Annotated in this window: 17 protein-coding genes and 1 tRNA gene; 10 read left to right on the top strand and 8 right to left on the bottom strand. The window is 40.0% G+C overall.

Annotated elements, in window-relative coordinates:
* Positions 1-52: 52 nt before the first annotated feature.
* The 4 genes from AC0IWT_RS06555 to AC0IWT_RS06540 all read right to left on the bottom strand — a co-directional run bounded on the left by AC0IWT_RS06555 (position 53) and on the right by AC0IWT_RS06540 (position 6515).
* Positions 53-1189, bottom strand: coding sequence for an esterase (locus AC0IWT_RS06555; protein ID WP_471796501.1), 1137 nt, complete (start codon positions 1187-1189; stop codon positions 53-55).
* Positions 1190-1200: 11 nt separating this feature from the next.
* Complete coding sequence (locus AC0IWT_RS06550; RefSeq protein WP_471796500.1) at positions 1201-4359, bottom strand: TonB-dependent receptor; 3159 nt, start codon at positions 4357-4359, stop codon at positions 1201-1203.
* A gap of 393 nt (positions 4360-4752) precedes the next feature.
* Complete coding sequence (locus tag AC0IWT_RS06545) at positions 4753-5868, bottom strand: acyltransferase family protein (RefSeq protein WP_471796499.1); 1116 nt, start codon at positions 5866-5868, stop codon at positions 4753-4755.
* Between the two features lie 371 nt (positions 5869-6239).
* Positions 6240-6515 (bottom strand): hypothetical protein, encoded by a 276-nt coding sequence (locus tag AC0IWT_RS06540; protein ID WP_471796498.1) that lies wholly within the window; start codon positions 6513-6515, stop codon positions 6240-6242.
* 457 nt (positions 6516-6972) lie between these two features.
* On the opposite strand from AC0IWT_RS06540, the gene AC0IWT_RS06535 reads away from it, so the two are divergent.
* The 4 genes from AC0IWT_RS06535 (at position 6973) to AC0IWT_RS06520 (ending at position 10125) form a co-directional block, all read left to right on the top strand.
* Positions 6973-7932, top strand: coding sequence for an NADP-dependent oxidoreductase (locus AC0IWT_RS06535; RefSeq protein WP_471796497.1), 960 nt, complete (start codon positions 6973-6975; stop codon positions 7930-7932).
* A gap of 11 nt (positions 7933-7943) precedes the next feature.
* Positions 7944-8852, top strand: a complete 909-nt coding sequence (locus AC0IWT_RS06530; RefSeq protein ID WP_471796496.1) for a helix-turn-helix domain-containing protein — start codon at positions 7944-7946, stop codon at positions 8850-8852.
* 69 nt (positions 8853-8921) lie between these two features.
* Positions 8922-9299 carry a DUF4260 domain-containing protein gene (locus AC0IWT_RS06525; protein WP_471796495.1) on the top strand — a complete coding sequence of 126 codons (378 nt, stop codon included), beginning with the start codon at positions 8922-8924 and terminating at the stop codon, positions 9297-9299.
* Between the two features lie 268 nt (positions 9300-9567).
* Positions 9568-10125 (top strand): hypothetical protein, encoded by a 558-nt coding sequence (locus AC0IWT_RS06520; protein WP_471796494.1) that lies wholly within the window; start codon positions 9568-9570, stop codon positions 10123-10125.
* Positions 10126-10257: 132 nt separating this feature from the next.
* Here the strand turns inward: AC0IWT_RS06520 and AC0IWT_RS06515 are convergent.
* Positions 10258-10331 (bottom strand) — tRNA-Ile (locus AC0IWT_RS06515).
* A 303-nt stretch (positions 10332-10634) separates the two neighbouring features.
* Here AC0IWT_RS06515 and AC0IWT_RS06510 point away from each other — a divergent pair.
* The 5 genes from AC0IWT_RS06510 (at position 10635) to AC0IWT_RS06490 (ending at position 21166) form a co-directional block, all read left to right on the top strand.
* The gene (locus tag AC0IWT_RS06510; protein ID WP_471796493.1) at positions 10635-11864 is read left to right on the top strand and encodes a Pycsar system effector family protein; all 1230 of its coding nucleotides are present in this window, start codon (positions 10635-10637) and stop codon (positions 11862-11864) included.
* Positions 11864-13900, top strand: a complete 2037-nt coding sequence (gene ppk1 / locus AC0IWT_RS06505) for a polyphosphate kinase 1 (protein WP_471796492.1) — start codon at positions 11864-11866, stop codon at positions 13898-13900. The genes AC0IWT_RS06510 and ppk1 overlap by 1 nt, the downstream gene beginning before the upstream one ends.
* Before the next feature lie 75 nt (positions 13901-13975).
* Complete coding sequence (locus tag AC0IWT_RS06500) at positions 13976-14881, top strand: SdiA-regulated domain-containing protein (protein ID WP_471796491.1); 906 nt, start codon at positions 13976-13978, stop codon at positions 14879-14881.
* A 79-nt stretch (positions 14882-14960) separates the two neighbouring features.
* Entirely contained in the window at positions 14961-18566 is a 3606-nt protein-coding gene (locus tag AC0IWT_RS06495; protein WP_471796490.1) for a BamA/TamA family outer membrane protein, read from the top strand.
* 194 nt (positions 18567-18760) lie between these two features.
* Positions 18761-21166: a GAF domain-containing protein gene (locus AC0IWT_RS06490; RefSeq protein ID WP_056870426.1), complete on the top strand. Its 2406-nt coding sequence runs from the start codon at positions 18761-18763 to the stop codon at positions 21164-21166.
* Positions 21167-21197: 31 nt separating this feature from the next.
* Here AC0IWT_RS06490 and AC0IWT_RS06485 read toward each other — a convergent pair whose 3' ends face one another.
* On the bottom strand, positions 21198-23144 hold the full coding sequence (locus tag AC0IWT_RS06485) for an LTA synthase family protein (protein ID WP_471796489.1): 1947 nt from the start codon (positions 23142-23144) through the stop codon (positions 21198-21200).
* Between the two features lie 124 nt (positions 23145-23268).
* The gene (locus AC0IWT_RS06480; RefSeq protein ID WP_471796488.1) at positions 23269-23871 is read right to left on the bottom strand and encodes a GIN domain-containing protein; all 603 of its coding nucleotides are present in this window, start codon (positions 23869-23871) and stop codon (positions 23269-23271) included.
* A 246-nt stretch (positions 23872-24117) separates the two neighbouring features.
* Between AC0IWT_RS06480 and AC0IWT_RS06475 the strand changes: the two genes are divergently transcribed.
* Positions 24118-24474: a response regulator gene (locus AC0IWT_RS06475; protein ID WP_056870424.1), complete on the top strand. Its 357-nt coding sequence runs from the start codon at positions 24118-24120 to the stop codon at positions 24472-24474.
* Here AC0IWT_RS06475 and AC0IWT_RS06470 read toward each other — a convergent pair.
* Positions 24471-25778: an ABC1 kinase family protein gene (locus tag AC0IWT_RS06470; RefSeq protein ID WP_471796487.1), complete on the bottom strand. Its 1308-nt coding sequence runs from the start codon at positions 25776-25778 to the stop codon at positions 24471-24473. The two genes, AC0IWT_RS06475 and AC0IWT_RS06470, sit on opposite strands and share 4 nt — an antisense overlap.
* Between the last annotated feature and the right edge of the window lies 1 nt (position 25779).

Here is a 25779-nt window from a genome sequence, read left to right as displayed (position 1 = left end):
GTTAGCCAGCTATTTTCTTGTCCTCCAGAAAAGAATGTAAAAATCTCAGCCTCTAATCTTTGAAAATGAGTTGACTAAAATCTGTCAAATAACGGCGCCAAACGTTGTAAGAGTGTACACCTTCAGTTTCCTGGTAGAAAAATTTAATGTTTTTAGATTCAAGCCAGGCCTTGTACTTTCTGTTCGATTCAATTAGAAAATCATCTTTTCCAATAGCTATCCAGATCAGCTTTAAATCTTTATTGATTGATGCGTCGAGTTTTGGAAAAGCCTTTTCATAGTCGGGATCCAGTAAAATAACCGCTGCACTGAAACCGGCAACATAACTAAATAGCTCTGGATGGTTGAGGCCAACATCTAAAGATTGCCCTCCACCCATAGATAGGCCGGCAACGGCCCGGTATTTTTTAGTCTTGCCAACATTGTAAATACTTTCTATCCTCGGAATAACTTCTTTGATAAAGGATGAAACGAAGAGTTCCTCATTTTTCTTCAAAGCGGCCTTCCCGTAAGGTCCGGCGCCAGGTTCAAGCATTTCCGGGGCACCGTAGCCCAGCGTGTTTACAATAATCATTTCCTTGGCCTTTCCCTGCGAAATCAAGTTATCTAAAATAACATTTTCGCGACCAGCAGTTGTCCAGGCGCTGGTTTCATCTGTAATGCCGTGGAAAAGGTATAATACAGGATAAGGTTCTTTTCTGTTAGGATTATAGCCGGGTGGCGTGTAAACCCGAAAGTCTCTCTCGTCGCCAACAATATCCGATTTATAAAAATGCTGCGAAAGAATACCATGAGGTACCTGATTCACTTCCCAACTCAGGGTTTTAGGTCCTGGAACATAGGCCAGACTTTGCCCTAAAGCCCGCTTAAACAAGGGTTTAATCATGGGGTTGTTCGGGTCGGGCAGAACATTTCCGTCTACAGCAAAAGTATACCTGTAAATATCCGGACTAAATTGTTCAGTAAAACTCCATATTCCGGCCGTGTCCTTTTGCATAGGTCTTACTTTTGCGTCATCCATAACGAGCATAACCTTCCTGGCATTTGGAGCCAGAAACCTAAACGTTACCTTTCCCGCTCCACTTACTTCCGGTGATTTGATAAGTTTTGATACAGGATTTTTAGCAATCTGTGCACCGGCAAAGCCGATACACATGATGCATAATATTGTAATTATAATTTTTTTCATCTTTTATAAAATTAAAAGCCGTAACGAAGGCCAACCTGAACCTGATATGGGTTGCCTGATGGCACTATGATTCCGGCATTTGGGTTAACAACATAGTTGTAAGTGTTGGTGGCTGCATTAAATCCTGTGATAGAATATATTGCCTGTGTGCCAAGGATTTCACTAACACCCCATTTTTTGTTCAGCAAATTGCCGAGGTTAAAGATGTCTCCGGAAAGTTCTAAATACTGTTTACGTGATATCTTGAATTTTTTTGCTACACGAATATCCCACTGGCCGTTAAAACTGTTTATCCCGCCATTTCTTTCAGCCACCTGATCGATACTTTTGGTAACATAATCTTTAAAGCTCTGGCTCACTAAAGGATTATCGAGAATGGTTTGGATACCTGTTCTAACCGCAGCAGGAACGCTCGCCTGGTTAGGGTTGAAAACGAAAGCCAAATCATTTGTTGCTACAAAATCACCGTTTACATTGCCTGAAACAATCATCGAATACCGCGAGCCACCGAAGCCTGAGTAACGGATACCCACACTTACACCATAAAACGTGGGCAAAGTGCCGTAAACAACCACTTTGTTTTTGAACTGGTTGTCTGATGCCGATAATCTGCTGATGTCTCTAGGATCATCTTTCACCGGCAGCGCTAATGTAGCGCTGTTGGCTACGTTGCCATTATAAGAAGTGTTATCCTTAGTTTCGTTTCTGGTGTAACTGAACGAAATTTCACCATCTTTGAAATATTTATATGTGCCATCGAATACGAAAGCGAACTGGTTTACTTTCCCGTCGCTGTTTAGGGCAAGCACCCTGCCAACATTTGTAGTTTTTCGACCTAATGTCCAGTTTGAAACGCCCTGAGCGGTAATAGAGCTCGCCGGAACGTAAACACCGCGGTTGCCTTCATTGGCTAACCTGAAAAACGGCTGGTCGACCATATTTGCGTCTGTGTACATGTAATTGTTGCGGGCAAAACTTGCGTATGCACTAACGCCCAACCTCAGTTTACTATTGATAATCCGGTTGTAAGAAAAATTAGCCTTGTACAAAACCGGTATTCTGGTGTCCTCTCTGTTTAGGTTAATGGTTGTCAGTTTTTGAATAGCCGGGTTGTTAAATAATTCCTTGCCTGGTGCAGTAGAGGGGTCTGCCCGGTATCCCGGAAAATTTGGGACCGGAACATTTGCGCCACGAAGGTCAACCGAGGCCATTCTTGTCCCGTCAAAAACCATGTTGTTGATCATGGTATAGTTCAGAATGTCAGAACCAAAAATTCCACCACCCAATCTTACGATATCTTTTTGTCTGCTGCCAATATCCCAGGTAAACTGAACTCGTGGCTGCAACTGAAATGTGTTTAAAGAGTGGTCGGTTCTTAACCCAAGATCATTAAATACCACCTGGTTAAAGTTCGGCTTATTCAGATAGTTGGTGTAATCGGCACGGATACCAGCCATCATATCCAGACCCGGGGCAAGCGTTGTCTGCATTTGGGCATAAAGGGCTGTATTGATATAATTCTGCCTTACGTTTTCATCATCCACCAAAGGTATTTCCCTTGCATAGTTATAAGGTGTATTATTCCTAAAAGCATCCATACCTAAATAATAGAACCTTCCATTTAACTCGCTGCCATACCTCGAGTACAGGTGTGTGTACATTAAATCTGCACCAAAGGTGAAATTGATTTTATCAGTATTAAAATATAGGTTATTTGTTGCCTGCACTACATTGCTAAAAAAATATTCTGGTGCATAACGCTGCCCGCCAAGCTGAATGGTTGTTAACACATTTTTTCCATCAACAACTGAAGGTACTTGCTGAACGATTGCACGGGGAATATTTGTTTCCGGTAATTGCTCGCCTGCAAGGCTTTCAAAAGATGAAGTTAAATATTGAACCTTTGCCTCATTTGTTAATCGCGGATTGATAACGGTTCGTAAAGTGGCCAGCGTGCTATTGCTTCTGGTTCTGTTTGTTCCATATACCTCGTAAAGATTAATCGCTGAATTGTCGCCGATGTTCTGGTTATTGCGATCAAAGATGAAATTATTGGTAAGGGTAAGCAGGTTTTTAGTGTTTAGCTGCCAGTCGAACCTGGCAAATACAGCCTCGGTTCTTTCCCTTTTATCAAATGATCCAAATTGGGGAGTGTTGGCTACGCCATATTTATTTCGTGCAATACTTAAAAAGTCATTTAAAGTTGCCTGAGTTACGCTAAGGCGTTTCTCATCATCTATGGATTGAATATCGGCAATTTGTAATGGTCTTGCGTCTCTCTGGTGATCATAAGCGACAAAGAAATGCGCTTTATCTTTTACAATGGCACCACCGAGACTAAAACCATACTGGTATGTTGAGAAATCATTGTTACGCTTGTTTCCTCTGATGTCATAAGGCGAGGACAACCAATCGGCTCTGGCAAAAGTGAAGGCACTTCCGGATAGTTCGTTGGTTCCTGATTTAGTAGCCGTTGTTATGGCACCACCGCCACTTCTGCCGTAGGTGACATCATATTGGTTGGTAACGACTTTAAATTCTCTTACCGCTTCAATGGAAATTGAATATGGAGCGCCAGGTGTTGCAGTACCTCCGAAAGTCGGGTTTTTTGCAGTCATGCCATCGATAGAATAATTCGTTGATGTTGCCAGTTGACCAGAAATACTTCCACCTCTGCTTAGCGGAGAAAGGTCGATTAATGAGGTGAAGTTTCTCCCGTTAACAGGAAGCTTGGCAATGTTTCTGGCGCTTATGGATGTGGATGCACCCAGGGTTGGGATTGATGATTTAAGTCCTGAAGAAGTAATTTGGACGGTTTGTAATGCCGTTGAAGTAGATTCTATTTGAATATTGATTTTTTGCGCATCGCCAAGATTTAGCATAAAACCTGTTTTTTTCTGGGTGCCGAAACCCGTAAAACTTACATTTATTGAGTAGGGCCCGCCGAGCGGCAGCTGATTAAAGGTATATTCACCTTTTGAATTTGAAGCTGTTGAAGTACTAAATCCGGTTGCTTCATTCCGTATGGAGATTGATGCTCCTGGAACCGGCTTGCCCGATTCTTCTGTGATTACGCCATTAATTGAGGCCTGCGAGCCCTGGGCAGATGCCAGGCTCGGAAAAACGCAGCCTATAAAAATTGATAGCAGCGTGTAATAGAAAATTTTCATATGAATAATTAGTTATATCCGGCGAAAATACGAGCATCGTGTTAAGGGGATATTTAAAGTTTATTATCAAAAAACCTTAAAATACGCTTGCAAATGCAGATTTGATGACCAAATCTTAAAACTGGAATGTCGATGATTTAACTTTCAAGAGAAATGTTTCTTAATGATTAAACCGTCGCAAAGTTTTGGAGTAATGGAAAAATGCCATGCGAAATGAGGTTTTTTATTTAAGATCGGTGCATCCCACAAAAACCCTTTTGAGTTCACCTGCTGCAAAGGAATAAATAGATTGATTTTTACAACTTATTCGTTAAATCATTGCAGTTCAGATTGATATGCTCAAGAACCGAGCGTTGATTGACAGGCTTTAACATAGGCAGATGACAGCGTGAATTAAGCTAGTTTTTTCCTTAACCATTTACGCAAAGGCTCGTCATACCATTTTAATGATACATAGGCCAACACAATACTGCCTGTTAGAATGCCTAATGCGTAAGGCAAGGCCGCTCCAATCGTTATCCCTTTATTATTGCTGATCCACGCAACGTAAAAATACACCAGGGGGTAATGTACCATGTATAATGGATAAGAAATGTCACCTAGAAATTTGCATAGCCTGTTTTCTTTTGGAGATTGTATTACGCCACTTGCCCCGAAATAGACGATCAGCGGAAAAATGATAATAATACAGAAAGCGTCGTAAATCCCGTTCAACCATAAATACTCAGCACCGCCAAGCCGCGGCATGTAAAGTACGATGGCGACCAAAAGGCTGCACCATAAGAAGGCATTCTTAATTTGAGTCGGCCTGGCAACCCGCGACAGTAAGAGGCCGGCAAAGAAAGGGTACATGGTTCGGGTAAATCCAATGCGTACCTGCTCAAAATTTAGCGTCCACCCACCACTAACATCGCCATTGGTGACTGCTAAATGTACAAGTGCAATAGCAGCAATAGCCACCAGGATACTCAATGCCAACGTAGAAAATTTCCTAATCCATACTGCATATAAAATGTTCGCGATGTATTCGAAGAATAATGACCAACCCACGCTGTTAAGTGGGTGCATCTCCTGCCAGCCACGAATATCAAGCGATAGCGGTACCGGCAGAATTGTATAACCGATCAGCATCACTAACAACATCTTCCAAACCGGAACGGCATGAATCATGGGCCATATGGTAGAATCTGTAAAATAAAATCCAATAGCTCCAAGGGTCATTCCCAACACAACCATCGGCTGAAGACGTTCGATACGGCGTTTAAAAAATGTACCCACCGTTGTTTTCTGCCAGCGATCATCGTAGGCATAACCAATCACAAAGCCTGATAACAGGAAGAAAAAATCGACAGCCAGATAACCGTGATTTACTAATTTATCTAAATTACCTGTTGAGAATGGTTCGGCCAGGTGAAATGTTACAACAATGATGGCAGCAACACCCCGAAGACCATCTAGTATTGGATAGTGTGGCTTACTTGCTAACCTACTTGTTGTCTCAGACTTCATGAACGGATGTAAAAATCGCAATTTGTTAAAAAAAGCTAATAATTCAATTATCTAACTGAATATTAATTTTTAATTGGCAACGCTTCAAATAGTCCATTCGATGACGCATTATCATTATTTCGCGGTCGATAAAAATTGACTTAACGTGTGGGATTGCCCTTTAATTACAGAGCTGGTATTTTTTGGAATGATGGCCGCCTTTAAGGCGAAATGTTTCGACAAAATTGTAGGATAAAAGATTAGGTAATAGGGCAGGCTTCGTAATTGTATTAATCATAAGCTTTGCTTGAATGTACACGCGACAGGCGTGCACCAGCAGAAAATGTCCAACGTAATTCAGTATCTATTAAAAATGCGAATTATAACTAATATTAAGGAAAAATCAATTTAGCCTTAACATCAGTATCCCTGAATAACAAATCTCTTTTTATTATTTTTTGGTCAATCAGCATTTTGCTTTTAGACAAAGTTAAATTTTGCACGATTGAAGGCAACTTTGATTGCAGTTGTGTATTTTCATTTGAATCTCTGAAAAGTAAATCTCCAGTTTGAAAAGCATTGTTCCTGCCCAGATGGAGTTTGTAGGCCTCCTTTACATCAACTATTAACGTGTCAGAATGAGATAGGCTTTTGTTCCCTATTCTCAAATTCGAAATTTTGGAGTTGTTAACAGTTTGTGATCTTGCAGATAAGGAAAAGACAATTAGAAAGCAGTACAAAAAAGATTTCATATTGTGAATTATTAATGATTAAGCGTTTATTATTCAAGTATTTTGAAGATACAGAAAAATATAGAAGCCAGCAAGTCCTAACCTTATTAATGTAGTTATATTAACAATGTCATTTATTGAAATCGCTCCAATCTAGCTATAACTTAACAGAAACGTTTTGCTCTATTTTTATTATAGTTTGGTCTATCGTTTCCATTTTACCTCTTGCCTTGGCTGATTCCAACCAGCCCTAGCTCTCTCTAATCACTTCTCATGCCAATGCCCAATGCCTATCGCCCCACGATAATTCGGGACTATTGACTAAGCAAAAGCGTATTTGCGCTAAATTATGGTGGCGGTTAATCTACACCTTTGATAAATAAAATAACAGCATATGAAAGCAGTAAGGATTAATGAATTTGGTGGCCCGGAGGTCATGAAAATAGAAGATGTCGCCCGGCCAGTTCCTGCACCGGATGAAGTTTTAATTGAAGTGCATGCAAGTGGTGTAAACCCGGTAGATGCGGTGATTAGAAGCGGAGCAAACGAAAGCCTGCGTGGATTTCTCACCTTGCCACTCACTTTAGGTTGGGATGCTGCCGGGATTGTGATCAAAGCCGGTAGCGAGGTTACTTCCTTGAAAGCAGGCGACGAGGTTTATGGTGTTCCAAACTTTCCGGGCGATGGGAGTTATGCGGCGTATTGCGTAGGCAAGGCGAGCCAGTTTGCCTTTAAACCGAAAAGCCTGAGTTTTACCCAGGCGGCAGGCGTCCCGTTGGCCGCTTTAACCGCCTGGACGGCGATGTTCGGTCATGGTAATTTGCAAGCAGGGCAGCGCATTTTTATTCAGGGCGCTTCCGGAGGTGTAGGAAGCTTTGCGGTTCAATTTGCAAAAGCCAGGGGTGCATATGTTATCGGAATGGCATCTGCCGATAATCTTGACTATGTAAAACAATTGGGGGCAGACGAGGTGATAGATTACAGCACACAACGCTTTGAAAAATTGCTGAGTGATGTTGATCTGGTGCTAGAAGCTTCGCCAACCCGCGACAATGGCGAACGAATAAAAGCCATTGGTATCCTGAAAAAAGGCGGTAGCTTTGTGAGCGTTAACACTGATTTTGCATTTAACCAGGAATTGATTGCATTTGCCAGGGCCGCAGAGGTAAACTGCAGCTTAGCCGCCAACGAGCCAAAGCAGGAATGGTTGGCAGAAATCGCCGGATTAATAGATGCAGGGGAAGTTAAGGTTTTAATTAATAAGGTTTTTTCTTTGCAAGAGGTTGCCGAAGCACACCGACAGATTGCAACCTGGCATGTACGGGGCAGGCTGGTTTTAGACATCAGGCATTAAGCGTAAACTTTATGAAGCATTTTAAAACGATTACCGAGTTTCATCAATTTGTGGAAATACCACCGCCACTTCATCCGCTTATCAGCGTGGTGGATGTGGCTACCGTACCACACCGGGAAGTACAAGGGCCGATGAGCATGGCGATGAATTTTTATTCCATTTCTGTAAAGCGGATGGTGAATTTTAAAGTGCAATACGGCCAGCGGCCCTTCGATTTTAATGAAGGGATTATGTCTTTTCTATCGCCTAACCAGGTTTTGAAAATCGAAGTAGACGACAAAACAAAAGTGACCGAAAAAACAGGGTGGGTAATCTACATTCACCCTGATTTTCTATGGAATACTAGCCTGGCTAAAACAATTCGTGACTATCATTTTTGGGATTATTCGCTGAATGAATCTTTATTTCTTTCTGAAAAGGAGGAGGCGATGATCAACAGCATCATCCAGAACATTAGCGAAGAGTATCAAGCCAATATTGATAAGTTTAGCAAAAACGTTATTATTTCACAGCTCGAAACCTTACTCCGCTATTCGGATCGTTATTACCATCGTCAGTTCATTACCCGCGAGAAGTCGAATCACCAGACCGTTCAAAAAGTGGAAAATTTACTCGTCAACTACTTCAACAATGATGAACTTACTTCTGCGGGCCTGGTAAGCGTAGCCTATCTGGCCGATGCAGTGAACCTTTCGCCAAAGTATTTGAGTACTTTGCTGAAAGTGCAGACTGGCATGAATGCGCAGCAGCACATACATGAAAAGCTCATCGAAAAAGCCAAAGAGAAATTGTCGGCCAGCGAATTATCGGTTAGTGAGGTGGCCTACAGCCTCGGCTTCGAGCATTTGCCTTCTTTTAGTAAATTATTTAAAGCTAAAACAAACCAGTCGCCACTTGAGTTTAGGGCAGCATTTAATTAATTTAAAGTTAGGATTTAGCATAGAATTACCGGCTTGCAACGCTTGCATTTAAAGTTAAAAAAAAACCATATGAACCAGGAAAGATTGATGGGCTTTACCATCAAAGGTGAAGAAGCGGCGCTAACAGCAGTTGGCATTTATTTTTTATACATACATAACCTTGGTTTGCCAGCCTGGGCATGGGCTTTTCTATTTTTTAGTCCTGACCTTTCTATGCTCGGATACCTCTTTAACGCCCGTGTAGGTGCCTTCACTTATAATCTGGTTCATCATCGTGGGCTGGCATTGGCGCTTGTGGCCATTGGGTTCCTGATGCAGCTGGATACGGTGATCACCCTGGGTTTGTTATTGGTAACACATTCCTCATTCGATCGCATGTTGGGTTATGGACTCAAATATTCTGACGATTTTAAGCACACCAGTTCTGGCTGGATCGGGAAAAATTAGTTAGTACTCTATTGGTCAGGCATTTCAGCAGTATTACTCTGATCATTTCGCAAAGGGCTAGTTCGAGCGAATTAAATACATTTAGTGGAACGCCTTATTGATTTCGAGCAAGAGGCGTTTTCCAGTTTGCTTCGAAGCTAGGACGGGTTCCCAAAAAATGATTTCCGTCGATGTTTTTCACGCTTTCAACGAGCGAATTGGCTGTTTCGTTGAATAGCAATTGGCCTGAAAGTGCCGTCGCTTTAGTTTTACGAAAAACTCAAACATTATGGAAATTAAGCAAACACCGGAAAACACCCTCTCTCATTCAAAAGTGACAGCAATTATCAATGCGCCAATTGAAAAAGTTAATATAGCAGACTGGCTTTTAAATCTGCCCGATGCAGAATATCAGCGTTGCTCAACGCAACACATTGGTGCGGCAATCAGCACCACTTATGATGGAAAACCTGTATCACTTAATGTGGAAACTATTGGCGATGCACTAATGGTTCAGCACTATGTAGCAGATGTTGCCCAACCTGATAATTGCCGTATGCTTTCCATTTCCGATTCAATAACCAAAAGCGGCCGTACCACTGTCCAGGTTTTATGGGAGCTAAAAGCTACTAAGATTGATGATAAAACGACACTTTACACAAACGAAATACATGCTACTGCTACACCTGAAATGCTCACCTATTTCCAAGAAAAAGGCATAAAGTTAAAAGATGCAGCAGCAGCAAGACAGGATGCATCAGACACTCACAACCACGAGGAAACGCCAAACTTTGCAAAAAGCATTGAAAACAAAGCGCTTACGGGTAAATACAACCAACCGTTTTAATAAAGAATCTCATTATACCTTTTTCCATACAGAGCCATGGAGGGTTCCAACAAAGCTGTTTCTATAGTTAGTTGGGAAGCTGAAGGCACAAAAAAGCCCCTCGAGTTTGTCTCAAGGGGCGATTTTTGTTTGTGGGCCCACCTGGGCTCGAACCAGGGACCAAAAGATTATGAGTCTTCTACTCTAACCAACTGAGCTATAGGCCCTGAAAAAACTTGCGTTTTTTGCGAGTGCAATGTTACAAATTTGATTTCGATTTTCGAAAAAGTTTTCGCTAAAAATTTAAATTTTAATATTTCCGATTCATTTTCAAATAATTGCCTTTTTTTAAAACAAATGTTTAACAGATTCATTTTAGCTTACGTATTTTAAACTTTAAATGCTTTTACTTTTCCATAGAAAACAAGCGTTCAATTTTTATAAAAATTAGCGTAGTTTAGCTAATTAAATGCGGCAAAAGTCAGCAGGGATGATTTTCGTTTAATAATTTAATATTTAGCATTACCCACATGAACTATAAGCAACTACAAACTGATGTAGAAAAGCACGTAAACGATTATTTTAATACACACCACGATTCAAGGTTGGTTTACCACAATCTTCAGCATACCAAAGATGTGGTGCAGGCAACCCATCAAATTGCCAATCATTATCAGCTAAGCGACGAAGATTTTTTCATTGTAACGGCTGCGGCCTGGTTTCATGATACAGGATATTTCGAAGATGCAATGGACCACGAAGTTAAAGGCGCCGGGCTGGCCAACACTTACCTCGAATCCTTAGGCGTAAAAGCAGACGTTCGCGAAAAAGTTTCTGCCGCTATTTTAAGCACCAAAATCCCTCAACAACCAAAAAATCAGCTTGATAACATTTTGTGTGATGCAGATCTCTTTCACTTAGGAACAGAAGATTTTCGCAAAAAAGGTAAAATGATGCATAAAGAAGCAGAGCTGATTTATAAAAAAGACATCAGTAAAAACGAGTGGCGCATCAAGGATATACAGTTCTTAGAATCGCAGCATTATCATACAGATTACGCCAGGTTATTACTGGAGGATCAAAAGCAGCGCAACATTGAGAAAATAAAAAGTAAACTTTCAGATCAGAAAGAACAGGTTGTTTTTGATGAAATCCCCGTTGAATTGACGAGTTCTGCGGTGGTTGCCAAAGATGGAAAGAAAAAAGACAAGAAAGATAAGTTGGAGAAACCTGATAAAGGCATCGAAACCATGTTCAGGATTACCTCGGCAAACAACCAGCGCCTTAGTGATATGGCTGATAATAAAGCGCATATATTGATAACGGTGAACTCGATTATGCTTTCTTTAATTGTGAGTTTACTGCTAAGAAGGCTGGAAGACCACAGCAATCTGATTATCCCGACTTTCATTTTGCTTTCTGTAAGCTTAACCTGTGTGGTTGTATCAATTTTATCGACACGCCCATCCATACCCCCCGGCATTTTTACACCTGAAGATATCGATACCAAAAAGGTGAATCTTTTGTTCTTTGGAAATTTTTATAAGATGTCGTTACCCACCTATACAGATGGGATGCTTAAAGTAATGAATGACAAAGACTTTTTATACGGTACGTTAATCACTGATGTATATTCTGGCGGTGTTGTACTGGGCAGAAAATATAAGCTGATTAGGTTGGCATACAACATCTTTATGTTTGGTTTAATTGCAGCAGTTTTAGCATTTGTTGTTGCCTACGCAGCTTACGGAAAACTTTAATGGAGGCGCATACAAATTCATCTTTTTTCAACAGAGATCTGAGCTGGCTCAAATTTAATGAGCGTATTTTAATGGAGGCAGAGCGGGATACCGTTCCGCTTTTAGAGCGAATTAAATTCCTGTCGATTTTTTCATCTAATCTGGATGAATTTTACCGGGTCAGGATGCCTGTATTGCTGGCGCTTGAGAAATTAAGCAACCGGGAAGACAACGATATACAAATTGAGGCCGACCTTTTGCAAAGCGCAAATAATATGATTGCCGGCCAGCAGCAGCGATACGGTAAAATTTTAAAGGGAGACATCATTCCGGGTTTAAACGAAAACGGCATCAATTTTATTTATGGAAATCCGTTTCCGGCAGCTATAGTTAAAGAAACCAGCAGGTACTTTTTGAGCCAGGTTCTGGCTTTTATGCAGCCGGTTTACCTTAACCGGGATACGAAATTTTTCCCCTCAAATAACGAGCTTTATTTTCTGATCACCTTGAAGGATAAGGATGATGAAAAGCAGGTCATTTTAAACATCCCTTCTAATGAACTGCCCCGGTTTTATAAAATTGACCATGCGAAAGAGTCGTTTGTGGTTTTTCTGGATGATATCATCCGTTTTAACCTGAACTCGATTTTCCGTGATGCAGAAATAACGGGTTGCTTTAGTTTCAAGATTACGAGAGATGCCGAAATCGACCTGAAAGATGAATATTCAGGTAGTTTATCAGAGCAACTGGAAGCTCAACTTTTAAAACGAGACGCCGGATTGGCGACACGCTTTTTGCATCAGCCCGGTATTCCCGGGCCGGTACTGGTTTTATTAAAAAAGTTATTCAACCTGAAAAAAGCAAGTATGGTTGAAGGTGGTCAGTACCATAACTTAAAAGACTTTATCGGTTTCCCGGTTAAAAACCCGGATTTGTCTAACGCCGCATGGCCCAAAATCTGCAATACCGATACCATTACCGGAACGCTGACCGAGGCAATCCTAAAAAACGATATTATCATCCATACACCTTATCAAAGCTACGATAGCGTATTAAGATTTTTTAACGAAGCCGCTGTAGATCCTGATGTTCAGGAAATTTACCTTACAATTTACCGGGTTGCAAGCGATTCTAAAATCATTAATGCCTTAATCAGCGCTGCCCGAAACGGCAAAAAGGTTTTTGTTTTGGTTGAGCTTAAAGCCCGCTTCGATGAAGCCAACAACATCAAATGGGCAAAGAAGATGAAAGCCCAGGGCGTGGAAATTGTGTACAGTGTTACCGCATTAAAGGTGCACGCGAAGGTCGCTTTGGTTAAGCGGAAAATTGGCGACAGGTTACAATACACCGGGTTACTTGCCACCGGTAACTTTAACGAAAGTACCGCATCATTCTACACCGACCACATTTTAATGACTGCTAACAAGGCCATTCTCCGCGAGATTGAGTTGCTTTTTATCTTTCTGGCGAAGCGGGTAAAGCCTTCATCGTCTGATTTGATTAATTTTGAACACATCTTAGTTGCCCAGTTTAACCTTCAGCAAAAATTTATAGCATTAATTGACCGCGAAATTGATTTTGCGAAATCGGGTAAGGAAGCCTCTATAACCATTAAACTTAATAATCTCGAAGAAAAAGTGCTGATTAATAAGCTCTACGAAGCCTCACAGGCGGGCGTACAGGTTACCATGATTGTTCGCAGCATCTGCAGGTTAATTCCAGGCCTGAAGAATGTGAGCGAGAACATTAAAATTATTAGGATTGTAGATAGGTATCTGGAGCATGGGCGAATTTTTATCTTCAATAATTTAGGGGCAAACGACGTTTATTTAGGCTCTGCCGACTGGATGAACCGCAATATTTACCGAAGAATTGAAGTCTGCTTTCCGGTTTACGATGAAAAAATCAAGGCAGAGATTCTGGATATTGTTAATATTCAAAAACAAGATAACCTCCAGGCAGTTATTATTGATGAACAGATGGAAAACGTTCCAATAAAAGAAACGAAACCGCTTATTGCATCCCAACAAAGTATTTACGAGTTCCTGAAAGCTTAACCAGTTTATTTTCAGGACCGCATCGCAGGCCGGGGCAATTACAAGTGGACTTTAACAATTAATAAACAATTACCAATGAAAAATTACAAGCTTTATACCCTTTCAGCAGTTAGTGTTTTGCTGCTGGCTTTCTTTTGCATTTCCTGCGTTAATGGAAAGCGTGATGAAAATGCTGATGCTGATACAAAGTCGGCCAGTACCGAAAAATCAACGTTACCTTATGATTTGGAAAACCCAACAAAGTATAATATGCCCCAGAATCTTTTCGAAATTTCGGGTATAGTGTTTCATAATGGTGATCCAAAACAGGTTTTTGCCATTCAGGATGAAGACGGCGACTTGTTTTATCTGGGTTTAAACGATAAGGAATCAAAATATACGAAGTTTGGTGGCAAAGGTGATTATGAGGATTTAACCATTATTAAAGATCAGATAATTGTGCTGAAAAGTAATGGCGAGCTCCATATGTTTCCAATTGCCGACATTAACAAAGCCGAGGTGGATAATGTGGTAAAAATAAAAGATTTGGTTCCGAAGGCGGAATACGAGGGCATTGCAACTGATGAAAAGGCTGGAAAAGTTTATATCCTGACAAAGGGAAGTAAAGACGATGAAAAAAATAAAGCGACGAGTATTTATGCCTTCGATTTTCAAGAAGACAATTCCTTGAAAGCTTCGGGCACATTTAACCTGCCTTTTGATGAAATCGAAAAACTATCAGGCGAAAAGAAAGTGAAATTCAAGCCTTCTGCCTTCGCGAAAAATCCAGCGACCGGCGAGTGGTACATTTTATCATCCGTAAATAAATTATTGGTTGTAGCAGATGCTGATTTTAAGATAAAAGGAACATATCCATTAAAAGGTGGCAATTTCAATCAACCAGAAGGTATTGCTTTCGATAAAGACAATAACTTATACATTTCAAACGAAGGCGGCACCTTAGCCGCAGGCGATATTCTTGCGTTTAAACTTAAAAAGTAAATCAATTCAACGCTGTTCCCTTTTTAGGGAGCAGCAAAACCTGTATCTTGGATACATATTCGGATTCCAAATAAAAAATATGATTAAAAACTTTACTCTTTTTCTATTTTCATTACTGGTCAGCCTTTCAGCATTTGCACAAAGTGATGTAAAATATCGTGTCATTTTATTTGGAGATGCCGGAGAAATGAATCCCGCACAGATGCAGGATCTAAAGAATGCCGCTAAACAAATAATTCCAAAAAAAACCACCGTCGTTTACCTCGGCGATAACATATACCCAACGGGAATGGGCCTGCCAGGCAGTTTGGAGGAGGAAGATACCCGCAAAATTCTGCAGTCGCAGTTTGCGCCCATGCGGGAAAAAGGTGCTGCCGTTTATTTTGTGCCAGGCAACCACGATTGGGACAAATCCGGTCCGAAAGGCTTAGCTAAAATTAAGGCTCAGGATGATTACCTGAAAGCACAAAATGACCCGCTTCTTAAGCTTATTCCTGCAAATGGTTGTCCGGATCCTGTTGCAATTAACCTAACCGATAAGTTAACAATTATTGCTTACGACAGTGAATGGTGGCTATTTCCTTACAACAAATCCAATCCAAATGGCGAGTGCGAATGCCGCACCAAAGATGAGGTCTTGGTAAAAATGGAGGATTTGCTGGATAAAAATAAGGGAAAGGTAATCCTGCTTGCATCGCACCATCCGTTTCAAAGTTACGGTCCGCATGGCGGCTATTTTAATTTACGCAACCACTTATTCCCTTTAACATCATTAAATAAAAACCTATACATCCCAATGCCGGTTATCGGCTCTGTTTATCCGCTGTTGCGCTCAACCTTATTAAGTCCTGAAGATTTGAACCATCCGGCTTATAAAGACATGATAAAATCTGTAACAGGTGTATTCGGCGACTATCCTAATGTAACTTATGTTTCTGGTCACGAGCATGGCCTGCAACTCATAAAAGGGAAACAGCTTCAGGTTATCAGTGGTTCGGGTTCAAAGGTATCGCCTAATAAAGAGGGCAAAACATCGTTGTTTCATGAAATGCAGCAAGGTTACGTTATTGCAGATCAACTTATGAATAATGATATGCGATATGAATATTACATATATGCAGACACGGGGGTGAAGCAGGTTTACACCTACACAAAGAAGTTCGAAACGATTAATCAAAAGGTTCGAAACAGGGATAAGCCTATTTTGGCCGATAGCATTACTGTGCAGATTAAGCCTGAATATGATAGTGTTGGGCGTTTTCACCGCTATATTTTTGGCGAAAATTACCGGAAAGAATATGCTATGAAAACCAAGGTTCCGGTACTCCGGGTTTCTCAAATTGCTGGCGGCTTGAAAGCAACGCAGAGGGGCGGTGGAAATCAGTCGAGATCTTTGCGCCTGGAAGATAAGAACGGAAAGGAATATGTGCTGAGGAGCGTAGAAAAGTTTCCTGAAGTCCTGTTGCCCGAACAGTTGCGGCAAACTTTTGCTAAAGACATTATAAAGGATAACATGTCGGCACAGCATCCGTTTTCTGCATTGGTTGTACCCGAGCTGGCAAAAGCCGCGGGCATTCCACACAGTAATCCGATCATTGGTTGGGTTTCACCGGATGATAACCTTGGCGAGTATGAATCGGCATTTGCGAATACATTATGCCTTTTAGAGGAAAGGGAGCCGGTGGGCGAATCAGACAGTTCTCCGAAGATGGATAAGCAATTGACCGACGATAATGACAATACGCTGGATGGACCCGCCTGGGTAAAAGCCAGAGCCTTTGATGTTTTATTGGGCGACTGGGACAGGCATGAAGACCAGTGGCGTTGGAAAGAAAGCAAGAAAGACGGCGGTTCACGCTATACTCCGGTGCCACGGGATAGGGATCAGGTGTTTTTCAGATCAGACGGTTTACTGCAGCGTTATACCCAATCATCGTCATTATTGCCAATGATGCAGGGTTACGAGCGGGGAATTAAAAATATAAACTGGTTTTTATGGGAAGGGCGGGAGCTGAGCAGCCGCTGGACAGCCGATATTAGTGAGGAAGAATGGAATAAGATAATTAAAGATTTCTGCGCAAATTATAACGACGAGGTATTTGAGCGGGCATTAAGAAAACTGCCTGAGCCAAGCTACTCGCTACATCACGATGCCTTGCTGGCGCAAATGCGCTCCCGGATTGCTGCACTCCCGAAATTGATGAACGACTACTATCACTTTTTTAACAAGGTTGTAGATATAGAAGTAACCAATAAGAACGAGCTGATTCAAATTACAGATGCACCAGACAAAGGGCTGAAAGTTAAAATCAATAAGATATCCAAGGAAGGTAATATTAAGGATGAATTGTTTAACCGCGTTTTTGATGCAAAAGTAACCAGGGAAATCAGGGTTTACATGCATAATGGAAACGATAGTCTGATTTTGGATAACAAAACATCCGCGATAAAAATCAGGATTATTGGCGGGAAGGGAAAGAAAGTATACGATTTTGCAAATAGCAATGGTACTGTAAAGCTTTACGGAAGAGAAGATAAAGCAACCTATCTTGGAGATGCCGACAAGAAAATCAGCAAAATAATTTCTAACGATACCTCCAATTTCAGTTACATACCTAAAGATATGTACACCAGAAAATCGTATAATTTAAATGTTGGTTATAATAATGATGACGGAATTTTACTGGGTTTAGTTTACAAACAAACCAACCCTGGCTTTAGAAAACAGCCTTATGGAAACGCTCAGACGGTTTCGTTTTTACATTCTTTTTCAACCAAAGCATTTAGGTTTAATTATAAGGGAGAATGGCTTAAGGCTATCGGCAATGCAGATTTTATTTTAAAAGCTGACGCCTATGCGCCAAATAACACGCAAAATTTCTTTGGCTTAGGTAATGATACCCGTTTCGACGAGCATGGTGATGACATCAGGTATTACCGGGCCAGGTTTAATCTGTATCAGGTCGATCCGTCACTACGGTGGCGCCGGCCTAAATCGACCATCACCATTGGTCCTTCATTCCAGTATTACAAATTAAACCAGGAAGATAATGAGGGCAGATTTATTACCAGTGGCGCTCCGTTAGGCTCTGCAGATAGCCTGAATGTCCGCAACGAAAAAATGTTTGCAGGGGCCGTTATCGGCTTTACAAACAACACGAGAGATAACGATTTACTGCCAACTTTGGGTAGCTACGTCGATTTTAAATTGCTTGGCTATAAAGGGATAAACAAATATTCAAATTCTTTCGGGCAGTTTACGGCAAGCATTGCATTGTTTAAAAACCTCGATGGCAGAAAAGCATTCATACTTGCCGATAGGTTTGGTGGGGGGATAACGGTAGGAAAACCAGCCTTTTACCAGTCGCAGTTTTTAGGCGGGCAGGGAAATTTGCTGGGCTACCGTCAGTTTAGGTTTGCTGGCGAACACAGTTTTTACAACAATCTGGAACTTCGTGCAAAACTCGGCGACCTTGTAAGTTATGTGCTTCCGGGCCAGCTTGGCTTGCTCGGCTTTTATGATGTTGGCCGCGTTTGGAGCCGAAATGATGTGTCGAACACATGGCATCATGGCGTTGGTGGAGGCGTTTATTTTGCGCCGGCATCGCTAACTGTCGTGCGTTTTGTGATGGGGCACTCTACCGATGGCTGGTATCCGTATGTATCCTTAAATTTTAGATATTAATACGCTTTCTCTTTCGCAGGAGTAAGAAATCAATTTTTTTTAAACTAAAAACCACTTTCTAACGTAAGTTATATGTAGGTGTTGTAAAAATAGTATTACGTTTTGAAGACTAATTATCGCTTAAGCTGTTTGTATCTTTGTTAACTATACTATTTTTTAACTATTAATTTCACGTCTATAATAAATTTTTACCCATGAATACCAATGTAATACAAATACATAAAAACGAATGTATTCATTGCCAGGTTAAATCGAACTTGTCTTTCAGGCCTTTAGTAAACTACCTGAAAAACCGCTTAAAGACTGAGAAAACGGTTAAGTCTGAATTTTACAGGTTTCTTTTAGAGAAAATTGAAAAAGAAGATGCTTTACTCGGCAATATCACCGCACAGGAGTTAGCGAAGCATAAAGAAACGCTCGAACTGATATTTACTATTCTTACGCCCTTAATGGCGAATGAAAATGAATTGTTTTGGGCACTAAGCACACCCGTGCCCGACGAGATTTTTTTCAGTACCAACGCTTTTTACCAGTTTTTTAAAGATCACGATCCTAAAAACAAAGTTAATAAAGACAAGTCAAATGATTCTTCAGAGATGAAGCACTTAAAGTTTATCTACAATTTAATTTTAGATAGATTTTACAATTTCACATCGGTGTTGAAAAATGAAATCATCTACGCCCATGTTAATCCTGATAATAAATTAATACAGTACTACAACATTCAAAATGACACGCAGTTTATCGATATTCAACATAAAGGTGAGTTGCCTGAGTTAAATTTCGAGAGCCTGGCACAGCATTTTCAGGAAGGTAATGAGATTGATTTCCTGGTTGAACAACTGCCATTAAGCAAATTCACTTTTGAAGGCTTTAGTGTTATTTCTATAACGGATGTAACGTTACAACATGCCATTGAGGGCATTAGAAACGCCCTTGTTGATCATAATTACCAAACTGAGGCTTACAACCACGTTATTCAGGCTTTGAAAACACTAAGCGGTAATGGCGATCTGGAATTCGGTTTAATGCCATTCCTGACTGTAAATAACAAGTTGGTTTTCGATAATCAGGACTTTTCGCAAAGCATGCTTATCAATTCGGCCAAAGCTTCTAATATGGAAGAAGAGGTTTTTTACTCTCTGGTTGATAAATACAAGGAAGATCCACGACCAATTTTTGTGAGCTCGATTAATGAAGATCAGATGGCCAAAGATCCGTTTTTACGGGTACTGAAAACTGCCGGAGTGTGTTCATATTCGGTATTGCCAGTTTATTACAATACACAACTTGCGGGTGTTTTAGAAGTATATTCGAGTAAGGAAGTTGTTGTAGACGATAAACTCTTGTCGAGATTACGCCCTGCGATGCCTTTAATCGGGCAGCTTTTTCAATACAGCATTGAGGAGTTTAATGCCAAAATGGATGCCGTTTTGATGGATAAGTTTACGGCATTACAGCCTTCCGTACAGTGGAAGTTTAACGAGGCGGTTTGGCATTTCATCCAGCAGAATAAACAAAACAAGAAACATAAGCAGATAGAAACGGTTACTTTTAAAAATATGTATCCGCTTTTTGGCGCTGTAGATATTAGAAATTCGACCACCGAACGCAACCAGGCTTTAAAAGAAGATATGCATGTTCATTTATTGAACATAATTAAGACGCTGAAAGGCTTACGTAAATTTGTTCATTTAGAATTAATTGATAAGTTAATTTTTAACTGTAACGATTGGATTGTGCGCATTAGTAATGTTGCTTCGAGTAATGAAGAAATGTTGTTGAATGAATTTTTAGCTGCAGAAGTTTACCCATTTTTCTCCGTTATAAAGGTTAACCATCCAGAGTCGGCGGAAATTGTAGACGATTATTTTGCAGAAATTCTGCCTGAAACAGGTTTAGCTTACGAAAACAGACGCAAGCTTGAGGTTTCTATGCAGCTTATCAATATGGAGGTGAGCCAGTATTTGGAAACTGCGCAGGCAAATCTCCAGGCTTCTTATCCTTGCTATTTTGCGAAATTTAGAACCGATGGGGTAGAGTATGATATTTACATCGGTCAGGATATTGCCCCAAATAAGCCCTTCGATTTGCTCTACCTGAAAAATATCAGGTTATGGCAACTTACATCCATGGTCGAAATTGCAAGGTTATCTAAAAGTTTAATTGGCGAAATGCCTCGTCCGTTGGAAACTACACAACTGGTTTTTATACATTCAAACTCTATCGACATCAGTTTCAGAAATGATGAGCGTAGATTTGATGTGGAAGGTGCGTACAACATACGCTATGAAGTTGTTAAGAAACGAATTGATAAGGTGTTGATTAAAAATACTTCGGAACGTTTAACGCAGCCAAATAAAATAGCAATGGTGTATTTTAATGCTGAAGAAGCGAAAGAGTATATCGAATACATTAAATACCTGCAGGATTTAGGGTTTTTGAATGATGATTTGGAGCAGTTGGATTTGGAAGAATTACAAGGCGTTTCTGGCTTGAAGGCACTCCGGGTTGGTGTCAAATACCAGGCAAAAGGAAAGCGTAAAGAAGTAGAAAGCGCTAAAGCAGCAGATTTAAGCTTAAATCTTAACGAAAATTAATAGAAGCGGAATTGGCATAGCTGTTTCCGCTTTACTCTTTTAGTCCTCCGTTTTTAAACAGTTCGAAAGCAGTCTGGTAGTTTGCAATAGCCTGGTTTCCGAAAGCATCCGGGAATTTGGTCTTGTTCTGTTCGTTTTTAGCCTTGTTGTAAATGTAATGCTCCATTTTATGTTGCGGACTCAGTACCACCATACTATCATTGCGCATGTAAACAAGTTTTTGGTAAGTTCCCAAAACCACCCTCGGTTTATACGATTCGTCTAAAACATTTTTGCTGAAAAATCCATTGGTGTATTTCCAGCCCAAAAGATGCCATAACGTGGCAAACAAATCAATTTGCGAGGTCATTTTACTAATGTTTAAAGCGGGCTGATTTTTTAAGTTCAAAATCATGCAGGGTATCTGGTATTTTGAAATGTCGATTTCATTTTTACCCGCACTGCTGGCGCAATGGTCTGCCACGATAACAATTACCGTGTTATTAAACCATGGTTTGCGCTTAATTTTTGTGATAAATTGCTCAATCGCGTAATCAGTATACCTAACAGCGGCTTCCCTTGTACCCGAAGGCATATTTATTTTATTCGCCGGGAAGGTGTAGGGCCTGTGGTTAGAGGTGGTCATGATGAAATTATTAAACAACTGGTGCGCCTTATATTTTGCATCAGCATCTTCAATGACCACATTAAAAATATCTTCATCACAAATACCCCAGGCATTTTCGAACGTTACTTCCCCATCTTTAATAATTTTTCTACTTCCATCAAAAGTTTCGTTTAGCAGTTTTCGTCCTCTATCAACTATGTTGTAGCCATTGTTGCCAAAAAAGTGGTTCATGTTATCAAAATAGCCATCGCCGCCATAAAAGAAGGTGTTTACATAACCTTTCTTTTTAAAAACAGCACCTACAGAAAAGAGATGTTCGTTATCCATTCTCCTGACAATGCTGCTACCTGGTGTTGGCGGAATACAAAGTGTGAGTGCTTCCATGCCACGAACGGTGCGGGTACCGGTTGCATACATGTTACTAAAAAAGACGCTGTTGTCTGCAGTTGAATCCAAAAAAGGCGTTAAATTTTCTTTATTTCCGTAGTGCGCTAAAAAGTCAGCGCTCAGGCTTTCTACGGTAATTGTAATCACATTTGGTTTAACCTCCTGCTTATCATTAGCCACAAATCTTTTTATGGATAAGCCGCTGGTTAAAAATTTAGCATTTGCTTCCTCAAGCTCTTTTCGCATTAAATTAAATGCTTCTTTATCATCGATAAGGTTGTAAAAGTCTTTATAATTTAACTCATTATTTTTGAAGGCGGCAAAAAAGGAATAAATGCCTGCCTTACTTAATTCGTTTGCGTAGCGGTTATTTCCATGTTCGGCCCAGCTGTTTTTGACTATAAAACAAAAGGTTAGTGAAATTGCGATAAGTGTTAATGAAAAAATAACCCTTTGCTTAAAGGGAACAGTACTTTCAAAAGTTCTTTTAAAAATTTTTAGTTTATAAAAGAGCAATGTTATGGCTAAGGCAATAAGTAAAACTGCGGAGATTAGTAATGGCAATGGATACGATTCGTTAATGTTATGAATAACTTCATACGTATAAATAAGGTAGTCTACAGCAATAAAATTGAACCTGCTTTCAAATTCCTGCCAGAAAGTAAGTTCAGCGAAAAAAGAGAAGAGCGTTATGACCAGAAAGAAAAACAGTACGGCAGGGGTAAAAAACCTGTTCCATTTTTTTTGGTATTTTTTGGTCGGTATTAATAAAAGAAACAAGCTGTACAGCGTTACCAGCATAAGGCTCGTTCCCAAATCGTAAAATAAGCCCAACACAAATATTTTTAGGGTTTCGCCCAGAGAAAATGCTACATGCTGAGCCGAGGCGATAAAAAGTGCAATTCGAATTAAAAAGGAAAAAGTAAGGAAGTAGATTATAAAGGCGTAAAGAACAGCGTATCTGCCCTTAAGTAAATTCATCATTTTTTTTGATTTTTTGCAATTTACATTTGTAATCTGAAGAAATACTGAAGTTGCTTACGGCGCAAAAAAAGACAAAAAAAAAGCGACTAGAGTTTAGTCGCTTTTAAAGGTAAATTGATTAATCTTATTTTATTAATGCTACGGTTTGATTAATGCTGGCTTCGCCTGAGCTCATGTTGGTTTTTAAAGCCGCGAACCTGTCTATCGTTAATTTTGGTGTTTTTCCCATCACAATTGTATGGTTGTCTGTAGCGCCGCTCAATTTTAAATCTGAATAATCTTCAATTACGGTGTAAAGTCCTTCTGTGGTAGAATTGATTTCTGCCTGCGCATTACCTCTTAAGAAAACCTGTAAATATTTAGTCCTGATTTTTCCGTTTGTTTTTACAACTGCGTTATCTGAGGCATCGATTCTGAAAATATCGGCAACGTACACCGTGATTTTTACCAAATCCTTATCGGATGACGAGATTTTTAAAATATTTCCTTCCTGCATAATTTTCGCTTTACCCGTGTTATCATCAGTATAGCTCACACCTTCTTTTGCGCCCTGAATGAGCGTAACTTCTACATTGCCTTTGATAACAATTCTTTTGTAGTTGCTTGCTGCATTTACAGAAGTCGTTGGTTTTTTTTCTCCGGCGTTTGCGTCTGCTGCAAAAATTGAAGATGTTAAAACGATTGCGGTTAATGATGTTGCGATTAGGGTTTTGATTGAGGTTTTCATAATGCTTTATTTAAAATGATTTATTTATCGGTTTATGTTTTTTATGTTATTGTTTGTTGATAAGACGCCAAGTGGGGAAAAACGTTGCAGCCAGAATGGCGCTTTTATACGAGAATCAAAGACTAATCGACCAACGCCACGAATTTCCGGACGAACAGCATCGGCGCCAGACATAAAAAATGAAACACTATGTTATGGAACTGTTCTTTTTCTTATATTTAAAAAGAATTAAACGTGTGAATTTTTATGAAGAAAAAGGTTGTTCTAGTTCAGGATAACAAGGATATTCTGGATATTATGGACCAGGTATTGGACGAGGAAGGATTTGATGTAACAGCTTCACTATCAACAGATCCTATTAAAAATATTGATAAAATTGATCCTGATGTTGTGGTAATAGACGACAATATTAAAGGAACTAAGAAAGGTTCAAAGGTAATCCAGGAACTGAAATCGGAACCTGAAACAGAAGATATTTCTGCCATTCTAACCTCTACATCTGATAAGTTACCCCAAATTGCAGAAGAAAGTAAAGCCGACGATTTTATTCAAAAACCGTTCGACTTAGATCATATGATCGATGTGATAAAGAAAAATGCTTAGCTCTTCTCGATTGCAGGCTTAAAGGTATCGGTTTTAACTACTGCCTTAAGTTCGTGCAAAATGGTATAAAGGCCGAAATTAGTTCGGTTTACATAAATGAAGTGCTTTACACCGCGGGCCTGCTTAAACTCGGGCATTTTTGAAATTTTTTCGCCGTAAGCATATAACTTTTCGAAAAATTCATTCTTGCTGAAATCAAAAACGGGGTTGATGTAAGGCTTCGCGAAAAGCTCAATCATCTCCTTATAAGATTTATAGTAAAATTCCACCTGACCTTCAGTATCATCTTTGTGAATCATATCCAGCTTACGAAACGCTTCGATTGTTTTTTGCTTGTCGCGAATCACATCTGAGGAAATCAATGAGAAAAAAGGATAATAAAAATCATCCGGCATTTCTTTTATACAGCCAAAATCTATAACGCCAAGTTTTTCATCTGGCGTAATCATGAAGTTCCCAGGGTGCGGATCGGCATGAACGGCTCTTAATTCATGCTGCTGAAAATTGTAAAAATCCCATAGCGCCTGTCCGATTTTATTTCTAAGTTCTTGTGATGGATTGGTTTGTAAAAACTCTTTCAAATGTAAACCCTCAATCCAATCCATGGAAATAATGCGTTTGCCTGAAAGTTCCGGATAGTATTTTGGGAAAATTACATTATCCAGATTTGAACACGCTTCTGAGAATTCAATAGAACGCTTTACCTCCAATATATAGTCAGTTTCTTCCAGCAAACGCTCTTCAACTTCTTTTATATAGATGTTAAGTTCTTTTTCAGACATGCCCAATAAACGGAAAGCAAAAGGCTTAACAAGCCTCAAATCTGACGATATGCTATCACCAACGCCGGGATACTGAATTTTTACGGCCAGTTTTTTGCCGTTTAAAGTGGCCTGATGTACCTGCCCGATTGATGCAGCATTGGTTGAATTTATATTGAAGCTGTCATAAATTTTATCAGGTGTTTTGCCGAAGTTTTTTGTAAAAGTTCTTACAATTAACGGCCCTGATAGCGGAGGTGCATTGTATTGTGATTGCGTAAACTTATCCACGTATGATTTTGGAAGTATGTTTTTATCCATACTTAACATTTGCGCTATTTTTAAGGCACTACCTTTTAACTCGCTCAGCGATTTATAAATATCTGTGGCATTGTCTTCATTAAGCTGCTCTCTATCCAACTCAGGATTAAAAAGTTTTTTAGAATAATGCTTAATGTAATTTCCACCGATTTGGAAGCCTGTTTTAACAAATTTAGCTGAACGCTCTACTTTAGTTACCGGAATACTGTTTTGTTCTTTCATC

It is taken from the genome of Pedobacter sp. AC464, from assembly GCF_979253075.1.
Note: the sequence above shows the minus strand (reverse complement) of the source record. Positions and strands in the feature narration are given on the sequence as shown.

What these genes read in the sequence shown, in the direction of transcription:
- AC0IWT_RS06525 (WP_471796495.1), top strand. Translation starts at nt 8,922, where the DNA reads ATGAACCAGGAAAGATTGATGGGCTTTACCATCAAAGGTGAAGAAGCG.
- AC0IWT_RS06550 (WP_471796500.1), bottom strand. Translation starts at nt 4,359, where the DNA reads ATGAAAATTTTCTATTACACGCTGCTATCAATTTTTATAGGCTGCGTT.
- AC0IWT_RS06530 (WP_471796496.1), top strand. Translation starts at nt 7,944, where the DNA reads ATGAAGCATTTTAAAACGATTACCGAGTTTCATCAATTTGTGGAAATA.
- AC0IWT_RS06500 (WP_471796491.1), top strand. Translation starts at nt 13,976, where the DNA reads ATGAAAAATTACAAGCTTTATACCCTTTCAGCAGTTAGTGTTTTGCTG.
- AC0IWT_RS06485 (WP_471796489.1), bottom strand. Translation starts at nt 23,144, where the DNA reads ATGATGAATTTACTTAAGGGCAGATACGCTGTTCTTTACGCCTTTATA.
- AC0IWT_RS06470 (WP_471796487.1), bottom strand. Translation starts at nt 25,778, where the DNA reads ATGAAAGAACAAAACAGTATTCCGGTAACTAAAGTAGAGCGTTCAGCT.
- AC0IWT_RS06520 (WP_471796494.1), top strand. Translation starts at nt 9,568, where the DNA reads ATGGAAATTAAGCAAACACCGGAAAACACCCTCTCTCATTCAAAAGTG.
- AC0IWT_RS06545 (WP_471796499.1), bottom strand. Translation starts at nt 5,868, where the DNA reads ATGAAGTCTGAGACAACAAGTAGGTTAGCAAGTAAGCCACACTATCCA.
- AC0IWT_RS06555 (WP_471796501.1), bottom strand. Translation starts at nt 1,189, where the DNA reads ATGAAAAAAATTATAATTACAATATTATGCATCATGTGTATCGGCTTT.
- AC0IWT_RS06490 (WP_056870426.1), top strand. Translation starts at nt 18,761, where the DNA reads ATGAATACCAATGTAATACAAATACATAAAAACGAATGTATTCATTGC.
- ppk1 (WP_471796492.1), top strand. Translation starts at nt 11,864, where the DNA reads ATGGAGGCGCATACAAATTCATCTTTTTTCAACAGAGATCTGAGCTGG.
- AC0IWT_RS06475 (WP_056870424.1), top strand. Translation starts at nt 24,118, where the DNA reads ATGAAGAAAAAGGTTGTTCTAGTTCAGGATAACAAGGATATTCTGGAT.
- AC0IWT_RS06495 (WP_471796490.1), top strand. Translation starts at nt 14,961, where the DNA reads ATGATTAAAAACTTTACTCTTTTTCTATTTTCATTACTGGTCAGCCTT.
- AC0IWT_RS06510 (WP_471796493.1), top strand. Translation starts at nt 10,635, where the DNA reads ATGAACTATAAGCAACTACAAACTGATGTAGAAAAGCACGTAAACGAT.
- AC0IWT_RS06535 (WP_471796497.1), top strand. Translation starts at nt 6,973, where the DNA reads ATGAAAGCAGTAAGGATTAATGAATTTGGTGGCCCGGAGGTCATGAAA.
- AC0IWT_RS06480 (WP_471796488.1), bottom strand. Translation starts at nt 23,871, where the DNA reads ATGAAAACCTCAATCAAAACCCTAATCGCAACATCATTAACCGCAATC.